Origin of the sequence: Labrenzia sp. THAF35 (assembly GCF_009363595.1) — a bacterium.
Taxonomy (GTDB): domain Bacteria; phylum Pseudomonadota; class Alphaproteobacteria; order Rhizobiales; family Stappiaceae; genus Roseibium; species Roseibium algicola.
This window is the reverse complement of record NZ_CP045380.1, coordinates 5,903,351-5,916,752: the sequence shown is the minus strand read 5'-3', so window position 1 is coordinate 5,916,752 and position 13,402 is coordinate 5,903,351. Positions and strand designations below refer to the sequence as shown.

The 13,402-nt window shown below is 59.8% G+C and carries 15 protein-coding genes and 1 tRNA gene; 14 read left to right on the top strand and 2 right to left on the bottom strand.

Going from position 1 to position 13,402, the window contains the following annotated elements:
* The first annotated feature begins 87 nt into the window (after positions 1-87).
* From FIU93_RS27175 to FIU93_RS27155, 5 genes are read left to right on the top strand one after another with little or no spacing between them, the layout of a single operon-like run.
* Complete coding sequence (locus FIU93_RS27175; RefSeq protein WP_152507309.1) at positions 88-1,098, top strand: hydroxyacid dehydrogenase; 1,011 nt, start codon at positions 88-90, stop codon at positions 1,096-1,098.
* 2 nt (positions 1,099-1,100) lie between these two features.
* Entirely contained in the window at positions 1,101-1,781 is a 681-nt protein-coding gene (locus FIU93_RS27170; protein WP_173017421.1) for an RraA family protein, read from the top strand.
* A 26-nt stretch (positions 1,782-1,807) separates the two neighbouring features.
* Positions 1,808-2,761, top strand: coding sequence for a tripartite tricarboxylate transporter substrate binding protein (locus tag FIU93_RS27165; protein ID WP_062489884.1), 954 nt, complete (start codon positions 1,808-1,810; stop codon positions 2,759-2,761).
* A gap of 59 nt (positions 2,762-2,820) precedes the next feature.
* Positions 2,821-3,282 (top strand): tripartite tricarboxylate transporter TctB family protein, encoded by a 462-nt coding sequence (locus FIU93_RS27160; RefSeq protein ID WP_152507308.1) that lies wholly within the window; start codon positions 2,821-2,823, stop codon positions 3,280-3,282.
* 5 nt (positions 3,283-3,287) lie between these two features.
* A complete protein-coding gene (locus FIU93_RS27155) occupies positions 3,288-4,796 on the top strand; it encodes a tripartite tricarboxylate transporter permease (RefSeq protein ID WP_152507307.1) in 1,509 nt (502 codons plus the stop codon).
* Positions 4,797-4,987: 191 nt separating this feature from the next.
* On the opposite strand, the gene FIU93_RS27150 is transcribed toward FIU93_RS27155, so the two are convergent.
* Positions 4,988-5,890 carry a LysR family transcriptional regulator gene (locus FIU93_RS27150; protein ID WP_152507306.1) on the bottom strand — a complete coding sequence of 301 codons (903 nt, stop codon included), beginning with the start codon at positions 5,888-5,890 and terminating at the stop codon, positions 4,988-4,990.
* A gap of 111 nt (positions 5,891-6,001) precedes the next feature.
* Between FIU93_RS27150 and FIU93_RS27145 the strand changes: the two genes are divergently transcribed.
* Both FIU93_RS27145 and FIU93_RS27140 read left to right on the top strand, forming a co-directional pair.
* Positions 6,002-6,754, top strand: a complete 753-nt coding sequence (locus FIU93_RS27145; protein ID WP_152507305.1) for a glucose 1-dehydrogenase — start codon at positions 6,002-6,004, stop codon at positions 6,752-6,754.
* A 91-nt stretch (positions 6,755-6,845) separates the two neighbouring features.
* The gene (locus tag FIU93_RS27140; RefSeq protein WP_152507304.1) at positions 6,846-7,454 is read left to right on the top strand and encodes an NAD(P)-binding domain-containing protein; all 609 of its coding nucleotides are present in this window, start codon (positions 6,846-6,848) and stop codon (positions 7,452-7,454) included.
* 163 nt (positions 7,455-7,617) lie between these two features.
* Here the strand turns inward: FIU93_RS27140 and FIU93_RS27135 are convergent.
* Positions 7,618-7,707 (bottom strand) — tRNA-Ser (locus FIU93_RS27135).
* A gap of 633 nt (positions 7,708-8,340) precedes the next feature.
* On the opposite strand from FIU93_RS27135, the gene FIU93_RS27130 reads away from it, so the two are divergent.
* The 7 genes from FIU93_RS27130 to proB all read left to right on the top strand — a co-directional run bounded on the left by FIU93_RS27130 (position 8,341) and on the right by proB (position 13,329).
* Positions 8,341-8,940 carry a 50S ribosomal protein L21 gene (locus FIU93_RS27130; protein WP_152507303.1) on the top strand — a complete coding sequence of 200 codons (600 nt, stop codon included), beginning with the start codon at positions 8,341-8,343 and terminating at the stop codon, positions 8,938-8,940.
* 50 nt (positions 8,941-8,990) lie between these two features.
* A complete protein-coding gene (gene rpmA / locus FIU93_RS27125) occupies positions 8,991-9,260 on the top strand; it encodes a 50S ribosomal protein L27 (RefSeq protein ID WP_006933726.1) in 270 nt (89 codons plus the stop codon).
* 138 nt (positions 9,261-9,398) lie between these two features.
* Entirely contained in the window at positions 9,399-10,004 is a 606-nt protein-coding gene (locus FIU93_RS27120) for a GNAT family N-acetyltransferase (RefSeq protein ID WP_031269624.1), read from the top strand.
* Positions 10,001-10,570 carry a GNAT family N-acetyltransferase gene (locus FIU93_RS27115; protein ID WP_152507302.1) on the top strand — a complete coding sequence of 190 codons (570 nt, stop codon included), beginning with the start codon at positions 10,001-10,003 and terminating at the stop codon, positions 10,568-10,570. The genes FIU93_RS27120 and FIU93_RS27115 overlap by 4 nt, the downstream gene beginning before the upstream one ends.
* Positions 10,570-11,112 (top strand): GNAT family N-acetyltransferase, encoded by a 543-nt coding sequence (locus FIU93_RS27110; protein ID WP_152507301.1) that lies wholly within the window; start codon positions 10,570-10,572, stop codon positions 11,110-11,112. Before FIU93_RS27115 ends, FIU93_RS27110 begins: the two co-directional genes overlap by 1 nt.
* 46 nt (positions 11,113-11,158) lie before the next feature.
* Positions 11,159-12,205, top strand: a complete 1,047-nt coding sequence (gene obgE, locus FIU93_RS27105; protein WP_023001684.1) for a GTPase ObgE — start codon at positions 11,159-11,161, stop codon at positions 12,203-12,205.
* Positions 12,205-13,329 carry a glutamate 5-kinase gene (gene proB, locus FIU93_RS27100; protein ID WP_152507300.1) on the top strand — a complete coding sequence of 375 codons (1,125 nt, stop codon included), beginning with the start codon at positions 12,205-12,207 and terminating at the stop codon, positions 13,327-13,329. Before obgE ends, proB begins: the two co-directional genes overlap by 1 nt.
* Positions 13,330-13,402: the final 73 nt, after the last annotated feature.

Here is a 13,402-nt window from a genome sequence, read left to right as displayed (position 1 = left end):
CCGTGCAAGCTGGGAGGCGGACGCGGTCACTTATCCCCTATCAAAGAACAATCCCTTTCCGCTTGCGGAGAGCAGAGAGACGTACGCATGAGCAAGAAAATCCTTGTGACCGGCCCCGACCTCGACCCAAGTGCTGCCGCGCTTGTGCAAGACCACGGATACGAAACCGTTCATACCCCAGCCTATGCAGACAGTGATGTGATCTCCACGCTTCTGGTCGAGACCGGGGCGGAAGGGATCGTCTCGCGGATGGGCCGACTGGATGCCGACGTCCTTGAAAAGGCTCCAAAGCTGCGCGTCATTTCAAAGCATGGTGTTGGCGTCGATAACATCGATCTCCAGGCAGCCGCATCCCGCGGCATTCCGGTACTTGTTGCAACAGGCGCAAATGCAGTTTCAGTCGCCGAACATGCGATTGCACTCATGCTTGCCACAGTGAAGCGCATCCTGCCGCTTGACGCAGGGCTTCGTGCCGGCCGCTGGGAAAAGGCGGGTTTTCTTGGCCGCGAGCTGGCAGGAAGCCGACTGGGCCTGTTGGGGATGGGGTCTATTGCACAGGCGACAGGCCGAATTGCCAAGGGCATTGGCCTGAGCCTGATCGGCTACGATCCCTATGCCGACAACGACGTATTCGAAAGACTGGGTGTAAAACGCTGCAGCTCGCTCGAAGAGCTGCTGGAACAATCCGATGTCCTCAGCCTTCATTGTCCGCTGACCGATCAGACACGCCAGATCCTGAACGCCGAAGCCATCGCGCGCATGCCGGAAGGCAGCTACGTGATCAACACGGCGCGTGGTGGGCTGATTGACGAAGACGCGCTGCTCGCTGCAATTCAATCAGGTCATCTTGCAGGCGCGGGACTTGACACCTTTGCCGTGGAACCACCCCAGGCGAACCATCCGTTCTTCAGTGAAAACCGCATCATTGTCACTCCGCATATCGGCGGCGTCACGCGCGAAGCCGGTGCACGTGTCGGAGTGGAGGCCGTGCGCGGCATCTTCCAGGTTCTGGATGGCCAGCCTGTCGCCCGCGAACGCATAGCAAATCGTGCACTTCTGGCCGACGCCGGTGCCATGTACGCCAAAGCAGGAGAATGAACATGTCGGTTGGCTTTCGTATTTGCAGCCGAAAACAAGCTGCGCCGCTGGAACTCGTTGCTGAATTTGCCAAGCTTCCGGTTGCCAATGTCTCCGACTGCATGGGACGCCTCGCAGCCGCCGGTCCGCGCTTGCGGCCGATGCATGCCTCCGGCGGCCTGGCCGGCGTGGCGCTGACCGTCAAGAGCCGTCCGGGTGACAACCTGATGCTGCACAAGGCGATCGACCTGGCCAAACCCGGTGATGTGATCGTTGTCGATGCCGGTGGGGATCTTTCCAATGCCCTCATGGGTGAGCTGATGCTTGCCTACGCCGTCAAGCGAGGGGTTGCGGGCTTCGTCTTGAATGGCGCAATCCGCGATGTCGATGCCTTTCTCAAGACCAACCTGCCGACTTTCGCCGCGGGGGTCACCCATCGCGGCCCTTACAAGGACGGCCCGGGTGAAATCAATGTTCCGATCAGTCTGGACGGAATGGTGATCGAGCCAGGTGACATCGTGCTGGGCGATTCCGATGGCGTGCTCGCGGTTCCACTGGATGGGGCCGAGAAAATTCTTCGCCAGACCCTGGCGAAACAGGATGCCGAAGAACGGCAGATGAAGGCAATCGCTGAAGGCAAGAACGATCGCAGCTGGGTGGACGCAGCCCTCAAGGAACGTGGTTGCGAATTTCCGGATTACTGAACAGTCTCAACAAAGGGAGGAGACAAATGCTTACTTACCTGAAGGCTTCTGCAATTGCAGGTGCGCTGGTTATGGTCGCTGGGGCTGCCATGGCCGACTATCCCGAAAAACCCATTGAGGTCATTGTCGGATATTCCGCAGGCGGCGGCACGGACGTTATGGCTCGCACCGCTGCACCGTTCATCGAAAAATATCTGGGCGAAGGGGCAAGCCTCGTCGTCAAGAACATGCCGGGTGCTAGTGGGCAGATCGGCATTACGGAAACGGCGAGATCTTCTCCGGATGGCTACACGCTCGGCACCTTCAACCTTCCGGGCATGATGGCGCGCACGATTGATCGTGAAGCGGAATATGATGCCGACAGCTTCACCTATCTCGCCAATGTGGTGAACGATCCCAACGTGATCGTCACCTCCAAGGCGAGCGGTCTCGACACGCTCGACAAGCTGATCGCGGAAGCCAAGGCCAATCCCGGGGCCATCACCGTCGGGATGTCCAGCCTCGGAGGCGATGATCACTTCGCGCTGATCAAGCTTGAAGGCCTGACCGAAACCGAGTTCACAATCGTACCGTTCAAGGGCTCCGCCCCGGCGCGAACCGCACTCATGGGCGGACACGTGGCGATGGGGATCCTCAACATTTCCGAGGTGGCCGAGTTTCAGGAAGAACTGAATGTACTTGGCGTTGCGACGCCGGAGCGCTCTGACTTTGCGCCAGACCTGCCAACCTTCAAGGAGCAGGGGCTGGACCTGATAAACGGATCCATGCGGGGCTTCGTTGCGCCTGCCGGCCTGCCTGAGGATGTACAGGCAAAGCTTCTTGCCGCATTCGAACAGCTTGCCTCTGATCCGGAGTTCCTCAAAGCCATGAAGGAAACCGCAAATCCGGTCGAAGTGGTAACCGGGGACGATTTCAAGGCATTGACCGAGGATCTGCATACCCTTGCAAAGCAGGTCTGGGATACGACTCCCTGGAACTGATGCGCGTTGCGCGGGGCACGCCCCCGCGCGGCCTCTCTTACTCAGATAAAGCCAGTGCCATGTCCGACCATCGTACACACCGCCTTCTCCGGCCCGAGACACTGACCGCTCTTGGCATCGCCGCGGCCGCGTTTGCTTTTCTCTACCCGACCTCGACATTGAGGCCGATATCTGCCCTGCTGCCAGCCGTGATGCTGGTCGGGCTGATCATCCTCTCGCTACTGCTTCTGATCGCAGATCAACGCAAGGCGTCGGCTGGTGAAGAAACAGAGCCCATGAGCAAGTCACCCAGCCGGGTCGCAGGTGCCTTTCTGCTGATCCTTGGCTACGCATTGGCCACCGACCTGATCGGCTTTTATCCGAGCACAGCCATAACCATTCCGCTCGTTGCCTGGCTCTTCGGCTATCGCAACCCACTTGGACTTGCAGTGGCAACCCTGGTCGTCGTCGGAGCCATCTGGCTGATCTTCGATTACGGAATGTCGCAAGACTTTCCGGCAGGACGCCTCTGGCAGGAGTGATCTCAATGTACTCCGATCTTCTCAGCGCACTTCCCGAAGTTTTCGGGCTGGCCAACTTTGCCGCTGTCGTCATCGGCGTGATTGCGGGCATCGTTGTCGGTGCAATGCCCGGCCTTAGCGCCACAATGGCCATCTCCGTGCTTGTGCCATTCACGTTCGGTCTCGAACCTCTGGTCGCGCTCGGTCTGATGGCCGGCATCTACAACGGTGCAATGTATGGCGGTGCCATCCCCGCTGTTCTTCTGCGCATTCCCGGAACCCCCGCAGCCGTTGCCACAACGTTCGACGGTTATCCGATGGCGCAAAAGGGCGAGGGCGGATTTGCGCTGCAAGTGGCCGTCGTCTCATCTTCGATCGGCGGCATCGCAAGTGCCTTTGCCCTGATGCTGCTCGCACCTCCGCTTTCCAAGGTCACGCTCCTGTTCGGCCCTTCGGAAGTGTTCTGGGTTGCCGTGTTCGGCCTTGCCAGCATCATCTTCCTGCTGGGAGGCAACCCGGTAAAAGGGCTGATCAGCGCCTGTTTTGGTGTCTTCGTCTCAGTGGTGGGCTCGGACCCGATCTATGGAAATGACCGCTACACTTTCGGACAGCTGGAGCTTCTGGACGGCGTCAATATCGTCATTCTGCTGGTCGGCCTCTACGCGCTGCCTCCGGTCATCGATCTGCTCGAAACGCCTTTGAAAACGGACGGCGTCAACAGTTCCAAACTGGGAACGGAGCCGATCTGGCGTGCGCTGCCTCGCATGTACCGCTTCTGGAAGACATGGATCCGTTCATCGATCATCGGGATCTGGATCGGGATTCTTCCGGGAGCCGGCGGTTCGATGGCTGCTTTCATGTCCTATAACGAAGCTCGCCGGGCCTCGAAAACACCCGATACCTGGGGCAATGGTGAACCTGAAGGCGTTGCGGCTGCGGAAACAGCTAACAATGCCGACACCGCTTCCGCGCTGATCCCGGCCCTGACACTTGGCATCCCGGGAACTGCTGTCGCTGCGGTCATGCTGGGTGGGTTGCTGGTGCATGGTCTGCAGCCGGGGCCCATGCTGTTCCGGGACAATCCGGACGTGGTATTCGGCTTCATGTGGCAGTTCCTGTTCGGCGCGATCCTTCTGGTGCTGCTTGGCGGGGCACTGGCAACGAACAGTTTTGCGCGCCTTTTGAATCTCCCGCGTCCTCTCCTGGGGTCGGTCATCATCGTCTTGATGCTGATCGGGGTCTATTCGATCCACGGACGGATGTTCGATGTCTATCTGATGCTCGGCTTCGGTGCGATCGGCTGGGTAATGGACAAGCTCAAGTTCCCGCTGCCACCGGTTGTCCTGGGTCTGATCCTGGGTGGGTTTGCCGAGGAAAACCTTCGTCTTGCCTTGCGGATCGGACGCGGCGACTGGCTGGTCCTGTTCTCGAACACGACCAGCCTGGTTCTGGTCGCCCTGACGATCGCGGTTGTCGTCGGGCCGATGATCAAGCGTCGGTTTCAGGCCGCCAAAAGGGAAGAGGCTACCAGCTGACAAGACCTTGAGTGTTTGACGGGAAACTTGCCTGAAAATTCAGGACCCCGGTGCAGAGCGATGAGTTCGCATCGGGGTTTTCCGCCGGTTCCATTCCTTTCCGTGAGATCCGTTTGCTGTGGTTTCTCGTTGATACGCCACAGTACCTTTCGGAGGACTGAAGGAGTCGCAACATGGGTAGGTTTCGACTGCTATTCGTAGCTCAGTGCATCCTTTGGAAAACAGCGGGCAAGATGGTCGATGAATGATCGGACAGCTGGCGGCAGCCCACGCCGCGTCGTGAAGACCAGATGCACGATCCCTTTCTGACTTCGCCATTGCGGGAGGACACGCACAAGATCCCCGGTAGCCAGTTCCGCGCTGCAGACGTGGTCGGGCAATAGCGCTACACCGAGACCCTTCTTCACGGCCGTTCGGGTTGCCGAAAAATCCGCGCAGCCCATCCTGGCCTGCTTTCGAAACGCGCGGGTTTCTCCCATATCGGTTTCGATGTGCCATTCGACTTCATCCGCGCTATCGCTCGTCGATAGCAAGGGAACTTTGTCCAGGTCATCGACCTCATGAACGGTCTGCGCAAGGCCTGGGTATGCAACCAGAATTCTGATTGAGGTACCGATCGTACGCATGGTCAGCGAGGCATCGCTGGTCAACGCCGTGCGCACACGCAAGGCGAGGTCAATGCGTTCCGAGATCAGGTCCAGCGCCCGATCGGCAGCTACGAGCTGCAGCCGTACCTTGGGGTGACGAGACAGGAACTCGCTTATCAGCGGGGCAACAACCTCAACGAGGCCGGTTGGGCATCCGAAGCGGATCAGCCCGTGCGGTTCTGCCCTGGATTCCGCAACCAGGGCATGGGCGTGTTCAGCTTCCGACTGCATGCTGCGGCAACGCTCATAGAATTGCTCCCCGATGTCGGTGACCCGAAACCGACGGCTTGATCTTTCGATCAGCCTTACGCCCAGGCGCTCTTCCAGAGCCGCTATTCGCCGGCTGAGCTTTGACTTGGGAACGCCGATCGCCCGGCCCGCCGGCGCAAATCCGCGATGCGCCACCACCTCGGCGAAATAAGCCAGGTCATTCAGGTCTTGCTGCATCTATCGTTCTTTCTATGGAACGCTAAGTGTTGAATTTGCCCACTACAGAAACGATCGTTCCATTTGCATCTTCATGTCAACGGCAATCGTGCCGTCAGACAGGAGAATGAAATGACACAGAACTTCGAGAACAAGGTTGTGGTTGTCACCGGCGGAACCAGTGGCATCGGTCTCGCGACGGCAAAAGCATTCGCATCTGCGGGGGCATCGGTCTTCATCACCGGTCGCCGCCAGGCAACTCTTGACGAAGCCGTCAAGTCCATTGGCGGGCGAACGACCGGCGTGCAGGGAGACATGTCCGTGCTTGCAGATATCGACCGGCTGTACGACGAGGTCCAACAGCAGCACAGCCAGATTGATGTACTCTTCGCCAATGCCGGTGGAGGTGAATTTGCCCCGCTCGGCGAGATCAGCGAAGAGCACTATCAAAAGACCTTCGATACCAATGTAAAAGGTGTCCTTTTCACCGTGCAAAAGGCGCTGCCGCTGCTGCGGGACGGAGCTTCTATCATCCTGACGTCTTCGACCACGGGCACCGCTGGGACACCGAACTTCAGTGTCTATTCGGCAACCAAGGCGGCAGTGCGTAATTTCGCCCGCAGCTGGATCCTCGATCTGAAGGACCGCAATATCCGGGTGAACGCCATCAGCCCAGGGCTGACCGAGACCGCCGGCCTCAACGATCTCTTCGGCGGCGGTGAGCAGGCCGAAGGTGTCAAGAACCACATCCTCGGCAATATTCCCTCGGGCCGGATCGGCCGGCCGGAAGACATCAGCAACGCAGTGCTCTTTCTTGCTTCAGAGGCATCGAGCTTCGTCAACGGCATCGAGCTGTTCGTCGATGGCGGCATGAACCAGATCTAAGTCCACGGTTGACCAGACGGTCCGAGCCGACAACCGGTTTGGCCGTCTGGTCCACGTGCTCACTTCGATACGCTCTCAAGGAGTCTCTTCGATGGAAATCGGAATTCTGGGCGCAGCGTCGCTCGGGCAGACCCTCGCCAGCCGGCTGGCCGCTACCGGTCACAACATAGTCCTGGCCAACAGCCGCGGGCCGGAAAGTCTGCGTGATGTCATCACGCGACTTGGGAAAGGGATTACCGCCGGCCATGCGGCGGAGGCCATGAACAAACCGGTTGTTGTCCTGGCCATGCCATGGACGAAACTCAGCAACGTGCTTGCGCCTGATATCGACTGGGACAACCGCGTCCTGATCGACGCGACAAATATCTTCACCAGCTATGCACCGTCGTTCGAGATCGATGACCTTGGGGAAGAGACCGGCAGCGAGATTGTCGCCCGCCTGGCCCCCGGCGCTCGTGTCGTGAAGGCGTTCAACACTCTTCCTGTCACCAAAATGATCGCGCCGTTACAGGAAGAGCGTTTGCGCCGTGTCCTGTTCGTGGCCGGTGACGACGAAGACGCTGTCGCCATCGCACGGCATCTGGTTTCAGACATCCATCTGCACCCGGTGTACCTCGGCTCGCTGGCGACAGGCGGGAGGCTGATGGAACTCGGCGGCGCCCTGAGCGGCCTGGAACTCTTCATCGATAGCGGCAGGTGATAGAGCTGACCCAACGGCCCACACGCGTGGCACCGATGACGACCCGGTCCTCGAGTAGCCGAAGGCGGTAGCGCAAGAATAGAAATGGCGGAGGAGGGAAGACAAGGTCCCGACCCGGAGCCATGCGCTAAAGTAGCCGAAGGCGGTAGCGCAAGGATAGATATGGCGGAGAGAGGGGGATTCGAACCCCCGGAACGCTTGCGCGCTCAACGGTTTTCGAGACCGCCCCGTTCAACCACTCCGGCACCTCTCCGCGGTACTTGCGATGTACGGGTCTCAAGTGGCGCGGAACATAGACACACTCTGCGCGCCCTGCAAGCCCGGAAATGAGTTCTTTTTTCAGTTTGTGGATTGGGGCTGTTTTTGCCCGGTTTGTCTGCTTCCTGGGCGCGAATTGACCGCCTGCAGACGTATTTGCGCGACGCGAAAAGCGGTCTGCAGGGAGCTCGGGGAAGGGGAGGAGGGAACACCATGGAGATTCGGATTGACCGGATGTCGGCTTGCCCCGATAACGGCCGTCAACGCCGATTGGCGTATCCCTGTTTGCGGGAATCGTGGTGACCACGAGAGGAATCGCCGCGAATGCGAGGGCGCCAGGGAAACGAAAACAAGCGGTTTTGCGGCAGAAAGGCCAGATTTCCGTTTGACAACGAGAACCGGCCGACTATATTGCGCGGGCTCGAAAAGGTTCGCTTTTTCGAGTTATGTTTGTCGTTCAAGGCCTGCCGGGCTTTAAAAGCTTCACGCTCAACCCGACACAAAGACTTGTCAGCCAGGGTCAAGACCTGGAGAGACAGGCGCCTCGGTTCGACCTGAAAAGCAGCCGGTTCGATGGTTTAACAGCCCGTTCCGGTGTGTCAAAAACGAAAAGAAGGACGTGCGAGACATGTTCGCAGTGATCAAGACGGGTGGCAAGCAGTACACTGTTGCCGCCGATGACCTCCTGAAGGTCGAAAAGCTCGATGCCGAAGCCGGCAGCACCGTCACCTTTGAAGAGGTTCTGATGGTCGGCAATGGCACCGACACCACCGTTGGCGCTCCGCTTGTCGAAGGCGCAACCGTGGTTGCCGAAGTGGTCGAACAGGGCCGTAACCGCAAGGTTATCATTTTCAAGAAGCGCCGGCGTCAGAATTCCCGCCGCCGCAACGGCCATCGTCAGGCTTTCACCCTCGTGAAGGTGACCGATATCCTGACCGGTGGTGCAAAGCCGGCCAAGAAGGCAGCGCCGAAGAAGGCAGCGCCGAAGGCTGAAGAAACCGCTGAAGCCGCACCGGCTGCAGCAGAAGGCGCCGACGACCTGAAGAAACTCGATGGCGCCGGTCCGGCAGCTGTGAAGAAGCTGAACGAAGCAGGTATCACCACCTTCGCTCAGATCGCAGCAATGTCCGCTGACGACATCGCACGCGTTGAAGAAGAAACTGGCCTGAAAGGCAAGTTCGAACGCGGTAATTGGGTTGAGCAGGCCAAGGAACTGGCTGGCAACTAAGCCGCCGCTCCCGAACCTAAAAAGTATTCGAAGAACGAGGAGTTCTAACGATGGCACATAAAAAGGCAGGCGGCTCGTCCCGCAACGGCCGCGACTCAGCTGGCCGCCGTCTCGGCATCAAGAAATTCGGCGGGGAAGCTGTGATTCCCGGCAACATCATCGCGCGTCAGCGCGGCACTACCTGGCACCCGGGCACCGGCGTTGGTATGGGCAAGGACCATACCATCTTCGCAACCGTGGAAGGCAAGGTAGAGTTCCAGGCGAAAGCCAACAAGCGAACCTACATTAACGTGCTCCCGGTAGCGGAAGCAGCGGAGTAAAGCCGACGTGAAGTTTCGAAACGCCGGCGTCCCGTAAGACCCCGGCAATTCGAGACAGGTCAGCAATCCGACCAGTCAAGATCCAAGGGGGAGATGGGGCGCCATCTCTCCCTTGATTTGTTTTGGCTGGAGGAAAAGATGGTTGTTGAAAGTGACGGTTTATTAGACGAAAGCAGTCTGGCTGCGGCCCCATTGCCGCAGGAAGCGGTTCGTGTGCGGCTCGACAAGCCGCGTATGGACGATTTGGCCGATATGGTGTTTCTGGCCAACAACAAGAAAGTGGCGGCAAACCTCTCCACCATGCCGCATCCCTTCGCATTGGACGATGCCCGGGCGCTGGTCGCCAAGGCCGCGATCAACCAGCCCCGTTCTGCAAGCTTTGCCATCCGCCTGAAGTTAACCGGCCGGCTGATCGGTATCGCGCGGTATGCCAATGTCGAGCCCGGCGGTCCGGTGCATGTCGGCTATTGGCTGGGTGAACCCTTCTGGGGCCAGGGTCTGGCGACAGAGGCCGTGCATGCACTGGTCGACCATGCCTTCACCTATCATGACATCGGCGAGCTGCAGGGATCCTGCAGGGTCACCAACCCGGCATCGCGCCGGGTGCTCGTCAAATCCGGATTTCAGTATCGCGACCAGGCCATGATCCGCTCTCTCGGGGCGGGTGGCTCGGTGCCCATCGAGCGCTATACGCTGGAGCGGGCTGTCTGGAAGTCGTTGAAAAGATGGGGGCAGGGACGATGAGCATGTTGCCTGAGCTGAAAACAAGACGCCTGATCCTGCGGCCGATCGAGATGTCGGACGCCGAAGCCATGGTTGCGCTGGCGGGCAAGGATTTCGAGGTCGCCCGCTGGATGACGTCGTTCACCTGGCCTTATGAGGACGGAGCTGCGGAAGCCTTCCTGAAGACGGTCGTCGGCAAGGATCCGTTCGAAACCGAAGCGCTGTTTGCCATTACGCTCGGTGGGGTGTTCATCGGGGTGGTTGCCATCGAACCGCCGGGTGACCTGGATGATCTGCCGAACCTGCCGACACTCGGCTATTGGCTCGGCCGGGCGTTTCAGGGGCATGGCTATGCCAGCGAGGCTGTAGAGTCTGCTCTCGCCTGGGCGTTCGAAGCCTTCGAGACGGACGCCATAGCCGCGCGCGCCTTTGAGGACAACTTCCGCTCCCGCGGTCTGCTGCGGAAAATGGGTTTCAAGCCCTACTCCATGACGGAACGTTTTTCGAAGGCACTGGATCGCAGGGTTTCCAACGTGATCGTCCGCCTGGCGCGCACCGATTTCGATGCACGCAAGGAAGCGGCCTGATGTCGCCCGTTCTGAAGACCGAGCGTCTGGTCCTTCGAGCCCCGCGCCCGGAGGACCTGGACCGCTGCGCCGAGCTTCTGGGGGACTACGAAGTCGCCAAGATGCTGTCGCGGGTTACCTACCCTTACGATCTGGAGCAGGGCCGGGCTTATCTGGCGCTGTCTGTCGAGCGCTGGTCGACATGGCAGGAGGCGGAGGAACTCGGTTTCCAGATCGACTGCGAGGGCCTGATGATCGGTGGCATCGGCTTCAAAAAGTTGCGGGAGACCCCGGAGATCGGCTATTGGCTGGGGCGCGCCTATTGGGGCAAGGGATATATGAGCGAAGCAGTGCAGGCGGCGGTCGCCTGGCTGTTCGGCAAGACGGATCACAAGTTGGTCGCCTGCGAAGCCATGACAGATAACCCGGCTTCGCTCGGCGTTGCCCGGAAATTGGGTTTCCGGGAAGTTGGTGAAGTGGGCTGTGCCAGCGTGTCGCGAGGCTGTACGATGCCCGCCATTCGCACCGAGATGACACGAACAGACTTTCTGAACGGCCATTGATCCGATCGGGATCCGGCCTGAAACAGGACGAAAAGAGAAAAAGAAAATGAAATTCCTAGATCAGGCCAAGATCTATGTGCGCTCTGGCAATGGCGGAGCGGGCTGCGTATCGTTCCGACGCGAGAAATACATCGAATATGGCGGACCGGACGGTGGTGACGGCGGCAAGGGTGGTGATGTCATCATCGAATGTGTCGACGGCCTGAACACGCTTATCGACTATCGCTACAAGCAGCACTTCAAGGCGGAAACCGGCATTCACGGCATGGGCCGCAACCGCACCGGCGCGCACGGCGGCGACGTTGTGCTGAAGGTTCCTGTCGGTACCCAGATCTTCGAGGAAGACAATGAGACGCTGATCGCCGACCTGACCGAGCTTGGCCAGAAGGTGATGCTTCTGAAAGGGGGCAATGGCGGCTTCGGCAACGCCCATTTCAAGTCGTCGGTCAATCAGGCGCCGCGCAGGGCCAACCCTGGTCTTGAAGGCGAGGAAAAATGGATCTGGCTGCGGCTGAAGCTGATCGCCGATGCCGGCCTGGTCGGCCTGCCCAATGCGGGCAAGTCCACCTTCCTTGCAACGGTATCGGCTGCAAAGCCGAAAATTGCCGACTATCCGTTCACGACCATTCACCCCAATCTTGGCATCGTGCAGATCGACGGTCGCAGCTTTGCAATGGCCGATATTCCCGGCCTGATCGAGGGGGCGCACGAAGGCACGGGTCTTGGCGACCGCTTCCTTGGGCATGTCGAACGCACCCGCGTTCTGCTTCATCTGGTTGACGGCTCCGGCCAGGAAGACCCGGGCGAAGCCTATCGGATCGTGCGCGGCGAGTTGGATGCCTATGGCGCCGGGCTTACGGAGAAACCCGAGATCGTGGCGCTCAGCAAGTGCGACGCTCTCAATGAAGACCTGATTGCCGAAAAGGCGGCGAGCCTCGAGGAAGCCTGTGGTCAGAAACCGCTGATCCTGTCCTCGGCCAGCGGCCTCAATGTCGACCGGGCGCTGCGCATGATCGTGCGCGCGATTGACAGGGACAAGGAAGAAGAAGCCAACCAGGTGCCTGCACCCGAACAAGAGGGCTGGCATCCCTGATGTCCCGCAGTCTGAGAGACTTCAGCCGCATCGTTGTCAAGATCGGCTCCGCCCTGCTTGTCGAGCAGGGCGAACTCAAGCGTAGCTGGCTCAACGCGCTGATCGCCGATGTGGTCAAGCTGTCCGATGCCGGTGCGGAGGTGCTGCTTGTCTCCTCCGGATCGATTGCGCTCGGCCGTGGTATTCTCGGGCTGCCGGGTGGGCCGCTGAAGCTGGAGGAAAGCCAGGCGGCAGCCGCAGCCGGTCAGATCGCGCTGGCCCAGGCCTATGCGGATGCCCTCAGCGCGCATGGCAAGAAGGCTGGTCAGATCCTGCTCACCCTTGGCGACACGGAAGAAAGGCGGCGCTATCTCAATGCGCGCGCCACTATCGGCACTCTGTTGAAGCTTGGTGCGGTACCGATCATCAACGAAAATGATTCCGTGGCGACTTCCGAAATTCGTTATGGCGACAACGACCGGCTGGCAGCGCGTGTTGCCACCATGGCCAGTGCCGACTGCCTTGTGCTTTTGTCGGATATTGATGGACTTTACACCGCACCTCCCCAGCAGAACCCCGATGCAGTGTTCCTGCCGGAAGTGCCGCGCATTACCCATGAAATCGAATCCATGGCCGGAAGCGCCGGGTCGGAGCTTTCGCGCGGTGGCATGAAGACGAAAATCGATGCCGGCAAGATCGCGACCGCGGCCGGAACGTCGATGGTGATCACCTCCGGCAAGGAACTCAACCCGCTTCAGCGGCTGGATCAGGGCGCCCGCGGCACCTGGTTCCCGGCGCTCAGTTCACCTGCCAGCGCCCGCAAGGCCTGGATTGGCGGCCATCTGGAGCCGCGCGGCGAAATCCGGCTGGATGCAGGTGCGGTCAAGGCGATGACGTCTGGCAAGAGCCTCCTGCCTGCCGGAGTGACATCTGTATCGGGAAGTTTTTCGCGCGGCGACGCCGTGACATTGCTCAACCCGGAAGGCCGGATCATCGGCCGGGGGCTGATTGCATATGACGCGGACGAGGCGCAGTTGATTGCAGGCCGCAACAGCCGCGAGATTGAAGCCATCGTCGGCTATCCGGGCCGGGCGGAAATGATCCACCGGGACGATCTGGTTCTGGAACTGCCCGCGCTCGAGTGAGTGTGAGCGAACCGATGGATGCCTTTTGAGGCAGAACGCGCTAAAACGCGGAAAGACTGGCGGCGGTGAGCGC

Coding starts and splice junctions, on each gene's coding strand:
- FIU93_RS27120 (WP_031269624.1), top strand. CDS start 9,399: ATGGTTGTTGAAAGTGACGGTTTATTAGACGAAAGCAGTCTGGCTGCG.
- FIU93_RS27175 (WP_152507309.1), top strand. CDS start 88: ATGAGCAAGAAAATCCTTGTGACCGGCCCCGACCTCGACCCAAGTGCT.
- obgE (WP_023001684.1), top strand. CDS start 11,159: ATGAAATTCCTAGATCAGGCCAAGATCTATGTGCGCTCTGGCAATGGC.
- FIU93_RS27165 (WP_062489884.1), top strand. CDS start 1,808: ATGCTTACTTACCTGAAGGCTTCTGCAATTGCAGGTGCGCTGGTTATG.
- proB (WP_152507300.1), top strand. CDS start 12,205: ATGTCCCGCAGTCTGAGAGACTTCAGCCGCATCGTTGTCAAGATCGGC.
- FIU93_RS27145 (WP_152507305.1), top strand. CDS start 6,002: ATGACACAGAACTTCGAGAACAAGGTTGTGGTTGTCACCGGCGGAACC.
- FIU93_RS27160 (WP_152507308.1), top strand. CDS start 2,821: ATGTCCGACCATCGTACACACCGCCTTCTCCGGCCCGAGACACTGACC.
- FIU93_RS27155 (WP_152507307.1), top strand. CDS start 3,288: ATGTACTCCGATCTTCTCAGCGCACTTCCCGAAGTTTTCGGGCTGGCC.
- FIU93_RS27140 (WP_152507304.1), top strand. CDS start 6,846: ATGGAAATCGGAATTCTGGGCGCAGCGTCGCTCGGGCAGACCCTCGCC.
- FIU93_RS27150 (WP_152507306.1), bottom strand. CDS start 5,890: ATGCAGCAAGACCTGAATGACCTGGCTTATTTCGCCGAGGTGGTGGCG.
- rpmA (WP_006933726.1), top strand. CDS start 8,991: ATGGCACATAAAAAGGCAGGCGGCTCGTCCCGCAACGGCCGCGACTCA.
- FIU93_RS27110 (WP_152507301.1), top strand. CDS start 10,570: ATGTCGCCCGTTCTGAAGACCGAGCGTCTGGTCCTTCGAGCCCCGCGC.
- FIU93_RS27115 (WP_152507302.1), top strand. CDS start 10,001: ATGAGCATGTTGCCTGAGCTGAAAACAAGACGCCTGATCCTGCGGCCG.
- FIU93_RS27130 (WP_152507303.1), top strand. CDS start 8,341: ATGTTCGCAGTGATCAAGACGGGTGGCAAGCAGTACACTGTTGCCGCC.
- FIU93_RS27170 (WP_173017421.1), top strand. CDS start 1,101: ATGTCGGTTGGCTTTCGTATTTGCAGCCGAAAACAAGCTGCGCCGCTG.